Below are 11,940 nucleotides of genomic sequence, written 5' to 3'. Positions count from 1 at the left end.
GCTCAAGCAAACGGGGCATACCGTCTCCTTTTGAGACTGCTCAATGTCTATTCAAAATGGCTTCGCCGCAGCGTTGCGCGCCATTCGCCTCGCGAAAGGCCTTAAGCAAAAGGATCTCAGCGGCACCGTGGCTGCGTCCCATGTCAGTCAGCTGGAAAGCGGAAAGACCACGCCAACACTAAAAGTGGCAGCAGATCTAGCCCGTATGCTCGACCTCTCCCCCGCTGCGTTAATAGCCGTTGCCATAGCTTCTGACTCGCAGGAATCACCCAGGGCTGTGCTGCTTCAGGCACTCAGCGAACTGCAAAACCTCGGGCTGGCTGATCAAATTCCACCTTCATCGGCACTGGATGTGGATGGCACGCACCCGACGAGCATTCGCGCCGCCGCTACGCGCGCGCGCGTTCAGAAGCTGAAAAGCCAAGGGCTATCGCAGATAGACACGGCGAAAGAATTAGGACTCCCAAGATCCACCGTTCAGAGGCATTGGCATGACCTGTGAGCGATTTATGGGTGGAGGTGATTCGGGCATTACTACAGCCGCCAGATCAGACACGATTTGCTAGGCACCAAAGCCGTGTTCTATACGCCCTATCAGATCCATGACTTCTTCGACATCCGCCTCTGCTGGGCGCTTGTTGCCTAACGCCCGCGCTGGGGTGGTCAGCCACTTTTTCGCATGAGTCGCGTTACCGAAAATACCAATAGCTGCAGTCAGCACATTGGGGTCAATCTGAGCCAGGGATTCGTCCTGTACGGCTCCTGGGTTCTCTTCAAGGCCTTGCTCACCCTCATGACACCGGGCGACAGCTTCAGCTATGGCGTTTTCTAAGACGGCGGAGAGGTTCAGATCCATTACCACTGCCCTGTCCAGTAGGTCACCGTTGACCAAAAGATTGAGTGCCTGTTTGGGGGCATTTGGGTCGTAACCGAGAGGCATGGCTTATCTCCTATCCTATATTGCGCAGAGCGAATGGGCTGTCCTACTCGAAGCTCAAAGCCTGCAAAGCCCCAGAAGTGAACGCCTAGCTTGCCATTAAAACTCGTCGTTCGTGATGGGTCAGGTACCAGCCTATACCTCAACGCCCAAGCTCATCCTCAGAGTAGTGGTCATTGGTCATCCCCATAAGTAACTACACTCGATGACGGATGACACTCGACGCTATTTTTTGGAGCGCAACCATGCAGGACAGCATCACACCAGCCACCATCTACTCAGCCTCAAACCCGCGTTTCGCAGGGCGTTTCCCAGACTCCCAGCATGACGAGCTTTGGCTCGCTGACATTAAGGCTTGCGAGCCCGGAGGAGCATGTCGGATTTTCAAGGATGTATTGTTTGTGGAGTCTCAGGAGACGACTTACCTCTACGGCCTGGAACATGAAGATGGTCGGCCCAAGGAGCTAAAAGCGGAGGTGGCAGACCCACAGCAACTTTTCGTCGAGTTTGTGCGAGAGCAGACAGAGCTCACGCTGGCCAGGATGGGACTGCTCGCCCCCGTTTTCGATGGAGCAGAGTATGCCTGCCAGGCTAGGGTCACGGCGGCTTACATGATCCACCGTGAAAATCTGCGGTACTTAGCTTTCGGCTACCGCAATCGCGACGGCGACTACGTCAGGGAGAAACTTGAAGATCCTGAGGACTGGCTCGACAGCGCACGAGCTATCAGGCCTTTTGACGAGCTGGGCACGTCGAAGGCGTAGATGGGTGCAGGGGATTATTGGGAGTGAAAAAGGCGGATGGGCCCCATAGGAGCCCACCTGCCCGGATGCTTCAAATAGGGTGACGTTCCGCCGGCATGCTTTGATACCGAATCACAGATTTAGCCCACGCATCCCCTTTGCTTGCCGCCTTCTGAAATGATGATGGCGTTGTCGCGAGCCACCTCCCAAGTTTCGGTTTGACGAGGGGCTGCTTCATACGCGCATGACAAGCCGCAATGAACACTATCATCCTCTCCTCGATCTGCGGTTCAAAATGCGACGTCTCCGTTGATGCGTAGCGGGCTTCAGAAGCGTATCTCAACCCTTTGGGCAAGGGGTTCGCGGTATCCCAAAACAACGCTGGCATGTCAGACGCAACGAAGCTAGAACCAATAGGCAAATAGTAGGTACCCAAGTCAATAATCGAGCCGTTGAGCTCAACCCAGTAGTGAGAGTGCTCAGCAGAGTCAGATCCATAGCCCTGCATGGATGCTTGACGCTCATCTCGCGAGACGACGAACGCTAAAAAATCCCCCCCCACTACCGCAGGGCTGTACCCCATGGCCTTAAGGAGACTATGAATGCCGAACGACGCGTACAGGCAACGCTTGTAATAATCGTCAGGAAACTGGCTTTTCAGGCACCTGTCCACTACGCAAAGAATGCGCTCCACAACCACGGCTTCAACCAAAACAAGCTCCTTCTTGAATATGACGTTTCTATTCGAATGGTGTGGCCACCACGCAACCTGCCCTGCACAAATTCCTTCAGAGAGAGCTGCCCACATCTGGGACGGCACCGGGCTAGGCCTATCTGCTCTTGCGGGGTAATCGAGAAAAGACTTCTGCCATCTGCACCAACGACTCCACCAGCGACTCAAGCATCAGACGCCCCTTCACCACGTCCAAGTCTGTTTGTTGATCGATTCCGACCAGGCCATACGCTGTGGCAAACTCCGAGGATGGTAGATGAGCATCTGCCTGCCTGAGCTCATTGATACCCACTAGCACTTTGGTCAGTGCTCTCGCCTCATCCTGGGTCACCCCACTCTGCAACACCGCTTCCAAATGCTTGACCGATCCAGGCTTCATTTTGCCTGGCGGAGCGGCGATGACTGAAAGGCCATTTCCATCCAGCGACTCCACAGTGACCCTAGCCAGGTCTTTAGCCAGTTCCAACACGCCCGTTGGTTCGAGTGCACGGAAACGATGAATTCGACCGAAGATGTCATTGATAGCGTGGTGCTGGGCAAACAGATACTTACCAGTGAGCTTCTCGAATTCCGCATTGACCGCATCATAAGCAGGTCGCAACCTCGCTTCTGGGGCCTGAGTGTCGGCGGGGTCAGCTTTTGCCTGCGATGCCAGTAGCTCTTCTGAAACGCCCCCATCTGGCGCCACGTTCGCTCCTGCCCATACTCGCTGTTGCCATAATGGAAGCAGCCCGATGTCCTTGGCGTAGACATTGATGAGCCCGAGATCATTAAGGCCGAAATGCACACTGTGCCCTTGCGAAATACCGATGGAGCCCGTGTCACGGGTATACCAGCTCAAAGAGAAACCCCGATAACTGCTAAGCAAAGTCGTGACGGTCGGTCGGAACCATAGCCAGCAGCCACGATCCCGTAGCTCAGCACCATCGACCCGCTCCCCGGAGCCATCAACCGCAAAGTCCACTTTCGCAAGTGGTGGTTCATTCAATACCCGCTCACTGACCCGGGCTGGTTCGACCACGTCGGTTTTCCACAGCGAACCGCTCAAACTGTGGAGCTTCCTTCCTTGATGCTTTACCGACCAAGATTTGGACACCACAGAGTCGTCAGTTGGCAGGCCCAACACAGGCACTTCATCATCGGTGTCAACATCGGTGCGAGAGGCATGGAAAACAGCGGTAGAGGAACCGTAATGACTACCCCCTTCGTGGATAGCCTGATTGACGCCCTCCCACTTATCCTCCCCTGCCACCTCCTCAACATACCCTGAAGCCCATTTGATATGAGAGGCATCCGATACGATCTGACGTCGACTTTGGAAGCTAGAGACCAACAAATACATCCCATGTGCTTTTAGGTAGTCGCGAAGGTACTCCGACCGTACCTCCAAAAGAACGGGATTCCCGGCCTCATCCCGCGATAGCCTCACCACCTCCTGATAGCCTTCGGCAGGTCGAAGCCAGCTATCCCCTTGCCGCTGCAAGCCCAGCGCGATCACAAAATCTTGATGGAGATGCCACTCGCTGGGAGCCTCACCATCAAACGACTGCTCAATGACTAAGCCAGTGCCTACAGCGCCACCGTGATGGCTACGCCAATCACCGACCCTGGAGTAAGTCGTGGTTCGCTGAGGCTCTGCGGGACTTTCAGCTTCTGGCTCGTTCTCAAGGGGAACTGGATGAGCGGGTAGCGACTTGCTCGGTATCGCATTCAAAGACAGTTTCAGATTCGTGAAGGGTACGCGGATAGACGCAAACAATTTCCCCGGCTCGTCTACGGCACTTTGCGACTCTTGGGCAAGGTCTTCTGGGTGACCATCGTCCGTAGAGTGAATGGGTTTCGGCCAGACATACTCAGTTTCGAAACCGCCAGCGAAAGTGTTCCCACCAATGTCGCTCCAACCCAGCTCATGAATCTGCTCACGATGACCAAGGTTAAACATCACCGAACCGACACCGAGGTACTCTTCAAGGTATCCCTCGTAGCCGTACTCTCCCTCCCTAGAGATCACTGAGGCAGCGCGAAGTGGTATCCAGACTTTCTGAGCAATGCGGGTCTTCCGGATCTTGGTCATCTCAAACCAGACTTGCGGCTTGCACTCTGCAGTTTTGGGTATCGCTGCTATCGCTGGTTGCACCCCCAGCTCATTCCTGAATAACAGCACGATTGTCATTTGGCGGGCATGATCGATCTCACTCAGCTGCTCACGCACCGCTTCGCGTACTTCATCTGGCGGTATTAGCTGATTAAGCTCATCAGCAGGGAAAAATCCGCCCGGGTTCGCAGTGCCGTTTTTATCGGAATACCAGAGGACAAAACTCGGGCCCTGAGCAATTACCGCCTCAGTGCGACTGAGGTCAGTCCATGCGCTGCGCCAGTGCTCCAAAATTGCCATGACCTGATCATCCGAAGCCAACGGTGGGCCATCGGCTTGACGCCCACTGCTAGGGGCGTCCGTAACCATTTCCATATCTTGATCCTTATCCATCAGCCCCTCTCTTATCCGCTGCCTTTCGCCAAGATGTGAATTAAACCACGAGCCCGGAACGGCCTGCATGGGTCGTCTGAATTCGACCATTCAGCCAGCACCAACCGATGTGCATTCGACTCCATCACTTGATCTATCAGATGAAGCGAGACATGCTCCGAAACCCTGATCCGGCTCACGCCCGTGACGACCATTTTGACAAGGACGACTGCATGCCCAACGTACAGCGGCTACTCCTACCCGATACCAATCAGAGCCCTGTGCACGTCTTGGCAGGTGTCAAGGTTGCAGACCGTCTCTGCGAAACCTCCGGCACGCTCGATGTCATTTTCCTGGTGCCCGCCAAAGTATCACTCACCTCTGGCGCCCTCCATGAGGCGCTAGGGACAACGATGCACAGTAGGCTGGTCAAAGGAGTGCCCGTGACATTGCCGAGCGGCGCCCAGATGCGCTGCGAAACGATGAAGACCTTGAAATGGGTATCCAAACCATCCGTGCTGATTGCCATCTTTGCCGGCCAGGACATGATGGACAAAATCGATTCGCTGCAAAACCTGGTGGCTGTCGTGGCTGTCCCATGGACGCCCGATGCAATTGAAAATTGGAATAGAACCTGGTCACCCCAAGTGCTGGGCAAGCCCACAAAATTTGGGAAGTCTGCCGCCCCCGCGATCAAGCTCATTGGCGATCCGATCGTTGAGCAAGCCATGAAGTCTCTGACCTCAGTGATCAACCGAAGCACCGCCGTCCTGAACGCCACCGATGATGATCACGCTAAACGCATTCTTAGAATCTTGCGCTCGCGTAATCACCACGAGCCGGCAGAGAATATTAAGCTCTGGGCGATCAAAAATGGCTGGCTGCCCAAGACTGCTGAGCGGCTGGAGGTCTTGGCTGAAAAGGCGTTCGCTTTGCGTTCAAAACCGAAGCTTGAGAATCCGGCTCATGCTGAGCAGAGTTACCAGCGTTGGACTGAGGCAGCCAAATCGTAGAATCCTATCGACTGGCGTCCGACTCCTCCTATCCGGGCCAGAAATCCGGTATCCACTTCATCGCACCTTCCTCTGCGATGCTGCGCTGCCCCCAATGCAATCAGGCTTTCTCGGCCTGGCGCTCTCTCTGCCTGAAGCGCTTGATGAAGTCGGCGTCCACCAACTCATCAAACGCGAGATCCAGTCCGCAATTCACAAGCGACGCCATGGCGCTATCCGACAACACAAAGCCATCTGGAATGAAGCCGCCCCTCCTCACTCGACTGTCATCGAGCCGGGCCAGGAAAGCTCTTACGAAGTCCGAAAGCCCGGACTTCCGGCTTTCCGTGACAGCTGCAGTAGCTGGGTCACTGGCGGTGATCTCAGCTCTCTGCGCATCGTCACTGATCGCCTGAACCACCTCGCTCAACGCTGGCCAGTACTTCAGATCGTACTGGTACTGAAGACGCACCAGGTCATCCTTCACATAGCTCTCGTATTGGTAATTGTGCTCCGACGCTTCGTGCACGATATCCAGGATGTGATAGTGAGTGTTCGAGCGAAAGCCGGTGTAGTTGTGAATGGTGTCGCGCCGATCCAGTAATGCCGCCAACTGATCAGCGATCTCGCTGATTCGGCGGTTGACCCCTAGCAACTCCTCGCGGGCCTGTCGTGCTGCGCGATTCTTCTCTGGGTTCCAACCATCAGCCGCATGAAGAAAAACATCCCAGAACACGTAGAGTGCCCTGGGAGTCTGAGCTAACGTGACATGAACCTCTTGATGCACGTCTGCCAACTCGACGCGTCGCTTGAGCAGACCGTCGACGATGCCGCATAAGTTCGGCCATATACGCTTCGCGCGCAGATCCTCCACCATTTTTCGGAGTATGGTTTCGCAGTGTTGTACCGCTTCGGTAGGTGCGTGGGACACTCAGTGACTCCTGTCTGTTTGATGTGTGCTGACCCTAGCTTTCGGCGCCTGCTGAGTCGGTACCTATTCAAAGTTTTTCCAGCTCGCGATAGGTACGCGCGCCTAGCCCTGTGTTGCGCTCAGTGCGAAGCGACAGGCTACCTCCTAATCATCCACGGAAATGCCTTCAGGTTGAAAGCTCCTCACCCCAACAAGCCTCCTGTTGCAACAGCGCTTTAGGCCAGTAGACTGCTTGCCTAAATCAGCTTTGACCTGAGCATCGACTCACGCTGCAACCATCTGGCTGTGCGGTTGCAGCCAGACCATGAGCAACGCATAAGGATTTGTATGGCCGGTATCAAGATGACTCATGCCTTCGACCGGAATGGCACCAAATGGGCCGCTGCCGATTACGCCAAGGGCATGGGCGCTGAGCCCCTGAACTGTGAGCGCTGTGACGCCCCTGTCAGCCATGTCGGCTCATTCATGCGAGATTGCTACGATCAGTCCTCACGTGTCAGTGCTTTCTTTCGTCTGCATGCGAATGGAGAGCATCGCCCCTACTGCCGTTTCGGCGTCCACAAGCAAATCGTTGAACTGGCGAGAACCTCCAACGGCTTGATCGAAAGCGTTAAGAAAAATCTCTTCCGAATGCGTTTGGTCGCGGTGACGGAGGAGCTCAAAGCGAGCGCAAAACGTCCCAAAGAGGATGATGGCGACGAGAAAACCGCTACCTCCTCCAAGCGCTACGCTTCAAGCTCTAACCGTCTATCTGCCTACATCAATACTGCACAACGAGTCCTGAAGCTGCGTGCTCTGTGTGATGAAGACGATGAAATTGAGCAACACCTTGAACTGGTGTTCGCCGGAAACACGCCCGTGTCATGGAAGGAGTTCTACTTCGAGCACGCTCGTCAAATGGCGGCACACTACACAGTCTCTCAAAACACCACCCAATACCCCATAGCCATACAAGGTCGGGTAGGTAGGATTGCACCGGCCATTAAAGGCGACCCTACACGCAACGCCCTCAATCTCCAAAAGCTCAAGGTCACCCAGGATCCCAACGAACCTAGCAACGGCATCAGCCTGGAGGTCAGCGTTTGGGCTGCTAAAGCAAGCTGGTTCAATGGCTTGAGCGAAGGTGACGAAGTGGTCGTCTTTGGCTTGTGGAAAGCTCCTGCACCGGTTCAAAGCAAATCCACGAAGGAAGGCTTCTTCAAGACGTACACCAATCGGCGGTTGACCCTCACGCTGGCCGTGAAATCCCAGATTGCCAAGGTCTGACTAGATCACCTGGTGTTTTGTTCGTTTTGTTCACCACTTGACCCGAAGGCCAGCCCCCCCCCATTACTGCCAGTGAGATGGTTCCCGGGCTTTGCGAGACGAGATTCGAAACCGAGCCGCCCAAGAATCAACGCAGTCTTTTAAGGAATTGCCATGAGTGACAGAGAATACATTTATCGACATGTGACCGCCGCTCCGTGGAACAAAACCGATGGCGCCTCTCTACGCTTGCCCGTGAAAGATGACGCGCAGGTGTTGGCAGTATCGTTCGTATACTGGCCTAAGGGTCGATCCGACTCCTCCGCGCATGATCCAGGTGGTTTGATTTTCGAAGTCTGTGAGTGGTGCAAGGTCTTGTCCCCTGACGGCGAGAAGCAGTGGGATGTGAAATTTAGAAAAGCGATCGAGACATCTGGAGCCGTCAGTAATTTGTTCAAAACCGATGAGAACGTAAGTTTAGCCCGTGGAGTGAGAGAGCTATTCAGCAAGAGCACGCCCTTTGAGGTCGAAGGTTTTGTCGCAGAGACAAAGGGCGAGCCCTACCTAGCGATCAAGGGAGCCAAAGCCGCTATGGCCCGGTTCTATGGCATAGATTCTACTGCCATCACAGTCACCTTCCAGGACTAGCCACTTCTTGGCTAACGGGCTCCCTAGTGAGCCCTAGCGAGTGTTACGGAAGGCGAACCATCGAGGTGCACTGGCTTCTGGGTTCGGTGGCCAGCCAGATCACATTGATGCGGATCATTGAGCGACAGCCCCGATAAATTGCGCGCAGTCTTCGGGATCTGAGGTTGGCCATTTCACTGTGATCACTTGTCCAGCCATGGGCAACTCTATGATCACTGACGCTTCAGCTGGCCGTTTAGGAGCGGCTTTTAGCGGGACGAATGCCGGTAGTGAAGCTGCTGCGGGCGGGTCTCGAAAGAGCGGTATCCATTTGCGTATGACGTTGGCATTGATACCGTGGCTGATGGCGACACGGGACACAGTTGCGCCAGGTTGCAGGCATTCCTGAACGACCTGGGCCTTGAAGGGTTTCGGATAAGAGCTTCGTTGGCGCATGGAAACCTGACAATAAGGGTGATCGCGTCCGCTTACGATGCCAGCGTTCGGAGTAGCGCCGAGATCGCTTTAATCGCCAACTTCGATGGTCACTGTACTCCCTGCCGCATCAGTTGGCTGGACTGCTGCGGAACGGTCAGCCAGAGGGCAGGATGCGCAGTGGTGTGAAGGGTCATCCATGATGCCCGTTGTCGTATGCTTGCTGCGCAGCAAAGCTCTCCACTTGAAAACGACGCCGTCAGCCCCCATCACATCTCCACCATCGATGATGAACAGGGGCAACATTGCCGCAGGTAGGCTGTACCAAAAGCCAATGCACGACGCTATTTCGTTGGTTCCTAACGGCTTATCGGGCTGGATTTGGTCGCCAATGCCCTTGCACAATTTTCGAAGTGCCTTTTCATCAGTATCCACGTAGCGCAACAAAGCGAGATTTTGAAAAGCTAGCCCCTTTTGCCCAGATTTGGCACCTAGTAGGCTGAATCGATTACCGTCAGGACATGTAACGCGCACCGCTCCCTCGGCCACGACTTTCTTGTGCACAAGCTTTTCCAAATCCCGCGCAATCCGTTTTTCAGCTGCGTCTGTCATAAAACCCAATCGCACATCGAGTCGCTGGCTTGAATGAAGCGCATTGGATTTCTTGTCGCATGCCTTGTACAAACAGTGAACCCGACGCAGGGTCTCTCCTCCGCTCCAAGAACCATCACCAAAAAGCCGGACTTGGTGCTGCTTCTTCATGACAGGCAAACGCCTGCTGTCATGCAAAACATTGTTATCGATATTGGCAGAGAGCACGTTGACCATCGACATGTCTCCACTGTGAGGATCGGCACCTAGGAAAAAGGCGTTCTGATCCACAGCGGGAAGATCGTCGAAATAACTTGCCAAGTCAGCTGCGTTCGCGATTCGAAATTGGGCTAATAACGCAGCGCCGGCTCGCCGCCCCAGGATGGGATCGACCTTTGCAAACTGAGACACCCACTCATCGGGGGGGATGCTCTGGTAGGGAGTCTTGGCGCATTCCCGACGAGATCGAGTGCGCCAGTTCAGATTTCTCCCGTCTAACCAGTCCTCAATCTGCTTAATGAGCTCATGCTTTCTGAAGCGTTTGATATTGAACTGGGCGACACTCGCAGATGTTAAGTGCTGAGAAACGTAGACTAGGGCATTGGGCGAGCCCGCGAGACTGATGACCAGATTGTCGTTAGCAGCCTTATCGGAGCCGAGAGTGCAGATTTGAATGTGGTCACTCCAGGCGCCCGCTGAAAGCTCATCCCATTTACTCCTGGCGCCTCTCAACCCGTCCTCGGGCATCGCAACGATCAAACGTAGCATCGCCAGGAACTTACAGCTTTGACTGAGTAAGCAATGTTGCGACAACGTCCATTGGAACCATGATTTTCGATAGCTGCGAATTATCAAGCGTTTCCAAGGCCCTGATCAGCAAATGACGAGCACCCTCAGCGGAGGAGCTGGCGTGCTGAGTCGGCATTGTCGTACTAGGCGTTTTGATGCCGGCCCGATCGAAGCCTTTAAGCTGGTTGGCACGATCCGCCTGAAATTCAGCAATCAAGCGTTCTCTAGTAGCCTCATCCGTCGTGACGTCACTCACACGTCTAGAGAATATTTCTACGATCCATGAAACACGCTGAATGCCCCATTTCTTGAACAGCCCAGGCACAGCCTTGAGTGACGTAACCCAGGCCGCATATAGACTGGTCTCGAAATTCTCGGCGGTGTCTGCAATCTGCTGTGTGGACTTCCCTTCCTGTTCAAGCAAGGCCAGAAACCGTAGGCTCATCTCACGGTGGTCTTGCTCCGACAAGCCTTGAATCACCTGGGCATCCACATCCACGTCAATTCCGGTTCCGAGGAGGAAAAGCGTGTTTTGCTTAGGATTGAAATAAATCGTCTCGGTCGGACGCGTAGAACAAAAAGCTTTCCACAGTGCTCCGTCAAATGATGGCGTGATACGCTGAGATTCGACTTGGTACAGGTAATCGTAGCCCTGCCGTTCAGGCGTCGGAGTGACGATTCCCGAGAGAAAATGATCCACGAAAGAACGTAGATTTGTGCGATTACCGCCTAACCACGACTTGTAGTTGTCGGGAGACAGCACACCATTGATCATAGCCCCTAGTTGAGTACCAAGGATTTTAGATGTTTGGTGCGAATTGAGATGTTGAGCGACGGCTGAGCGCAATCTCTCCAACGCGTCAGGAGATGGAGGAGAACTTACCTGCGTCATGCATGCCCCTAAAAGGAACGACGGCCCACATAGCGTGGGCCCGTTGGCTAAGATTCTAAGTGCTTCACGGCTAGCTTTTCCGCTGCACTAGGGCAATTATCGCGAGCGCCCCTCGGGTGAGACGTAACAGAGACGTCCTGCGCACATATTTTATGCCATGTACCAAATATACCGGCAGTTTTAAACATGCACCCGTTCAACGAGTGTATCAGCTTTCTGATCGAAAAACAAAGACCCGTTGCCCGACACAGCGCAACACTGGCCTCACCTGCCTTGAGGCATCTATAGAACACCTCAACGCCCCTCCTGATCGACCTCCGCCATTCCACTTGGTGAGATGCTCCGGCCGAGCCCATTCTTTGACATCACTGTCGCATTGAAGTGGCGAACACCCCTGTCCTCAACGCTGGAGATCGAAAGTTGTACCCACCATCTCCACGTTCTCGGGTACACGCGATCACTGCCAAATGTGGTGCTAAAAAACGGATCCTGACCATGGAGGCTCGCCATGACAGGTGCCTCATACGCTCAAAGACACACTCAGCTTGAGGCGCACCG

General features: G+C 54.4%; 12 protein-coding genes. 5 read left to right on the top strand and 7 right to left on the bottom strand.

All coding sequences use genetic code 11. From position 1 onward, the window contains the following. Positions 1-43: 43 nt before the first annotated feature. The gene (locus tag NDJ82_RS21795; RefSeq protein ID WP_203302879.1) at positions 44-502 is read left to right on the top strand and encodes a helix-turn-helix domain-containing protein; all 459 of its coding nucleotides are present in this window, start codon (positions 44-46) and stop codon (positions 500-502) included. A gap of 60 nt (positions 503-562) precedes the next feature. Here NDJ82_RS21795 and NDJ82_RS21790 read toward each other — a convergent pair whose 3' ends face one another. Further along, a complete protein-coding gene (locus tag NDJ82_RS21790) occupies positions 563-940 on the bottom strand; it encodes a type II toxin-antitoxin system CcdA family antitoxin (RefSeq protein WP_203302878.1) in 378 nt (125 codons plus the stop codon). Positions 941-1,182: 242 nt separating this feature from the next. Here NDJ82_RS21790 and NDJ82_RS21785 point away from each other — a divergent pair, with 242 nt between their 5' ends. Further along, positions 1,183-1,701, top strand: coding sequence for a hypothetical protein (locus tag NDJ82_RS21785; RefSeq protein ID WP_203302877.1), 519 nt, complete (start codon positions 1,183-1,185; stop codon positions 1,699-1,701). Positions 1,702-1,771: 70 nt separating this feature from the next. Here the strand turns inward: NDJ82_RS21785 and NDJ82_RS21780 are convergent, their stop codons facing one another. Both NDJ82_RS21780 and NDJ82_RS21775 read right to left on the bottom strand, forming a co-directional pair. Next, positions 1,772-2,392 carry a hypothetical protein gene (locus tag NDJ82_RS21780; RefSeq protein ID WP_203302876.1) on the bottom strand — a complete coding sequence of 207 codons (621 nt, stop codon included), beginning with the start codon at positions 2,390-2,392 and terminating at the stop codon, positions 1,772-1,774. A 118-nt stretch (positions 2,393-2,510) separates the two neighbouring features. Further along, entirely contained in the window at positions 2,511-4,901 is a 2,391-nt protein-coding gene (locus tag NDJ82_RS21775; protein WP_203302875.1) for a hypothetical protein, read from the bottom strand. A 212-nt stretch (positions 4,902-5,113) separates the two neighbouring features. Between NDJ82_RS21775 and NDJ82_RS21770 the strand changes: the two genes are divergently transcribed. Continuing rightward, on the top strand, positions 5,114-5,893 hold the full coding sequence (locus NDJ82_RS21770; protein WP_203302874.1) for a DUF1889 family protein: 780 nt from the start codon (positions 5,114-5,116) through the stop codon (positions 5,891-5,893). A 100-nt stretch (positions 5,894-5,993) separates the two neighbouring features. On the opposite strand, the gene NDJ82_RS21765 is transcribed toward NDJ82_RS21770, so the two are convergent. Further along, positions 5,994-6,803, bottom strand: coding sequence for a hypothetical protein (locus NDJ82_RS21765; RefSeq protein WP_203302873.1), 810 nt, complete (start codon positions 6,801-6,803; stop codon positions 5,994-5,996). A gap of 327 nt (positions 6,804-7,130) precedes the next feature. Between NDJ82_RS21765 and NDJ82_RS21760 the strand changes: the two genes are divergently transcribed. Continuing rightward, on the top strand, positions 7,131-8,069 hold the full coding sequence (locus NDJ82_RS21760; RefSeq protein ID WP_203302872.1) for a hypothetical protein: 939 nt from the start codon (positions 7,131-7,133) through the stop codon (positions 8,067-8,069). A gap of 153 nt (positions 8,070-8,222) precedes the next feature. Continuing rightward, positions 8,223-8,696, top strand: a complete 474-nt coding sequence (locus tag NDJ82_RS21755; RefSeq protein ID WP_203302871.1) for a hypothetical protein — start codon at positions 8,223-8,225, stop codon at positions 8,694-8,696. Between the two features lie 114 nt (positions 8,697-8,810). On the opposite strand, the gene tnpA is transcribed toward NDJ82_RS21755, so the two are convergent. The 3 genes from tnpA to NDJ82_RS21745 all read right to left on the bottom strand — a co-directional run bounded on the left by tnpA (position 8,811) and on the right by NDJ82_RS21745 (position 11,382). Then, the gene (gene tnpA, locus NDJ82_RS27560) at positions 8,811-9,131 is read right to left on the bottom strand and encodes an IS66-like element accessory protein TnpA (RefSeq protein WP_203302870.1); all 321 of its coding nucleotides are present in this window, start codon (positions 9,129-9,131) and stop codon (positions 8,811-8,813) included. Positions 9,132-9,200: 69 nt separating this feature from the next. After that, positions 9,201-10,469, bottom strand: coding sequence for a hypothetical protein (locus NDJ82_RS21750; protein WP_203302869.1), 1,269 nt, complete (start codon positions 10,467-10,469; stop codon positions 9,201-9,203). A 10-nt stretch (positions 10,470-10,479) separates the two neighbouring features. After that, positions 10,480-11,382, bottom strand: coding sequence for a hypothetical protein (locus tag NDJ82_RS21745; RefSeq protein ID WP_250926266.1), 903 nt, complete (start codon positions 11,380-11,382; stop codon positions 10,480-10,482). Between the last annotated feature and the right edge of the window lie 558 nt (positions 11,383-11,940).

This window comes from Pseudomonas sp. SR18, assembly GCF_023701505.1.
Classification (GTDB): Bacteria; Pseudomonadota; Gammaproteobacteria; order Pseudomonadales; family Pseudomonadaceae; genus Aquipseudomonas; species Aquipseudomonas cyclaminis.
This window is presented reverse-complemented; position numbering and strand designations above follow the sequence as displayed.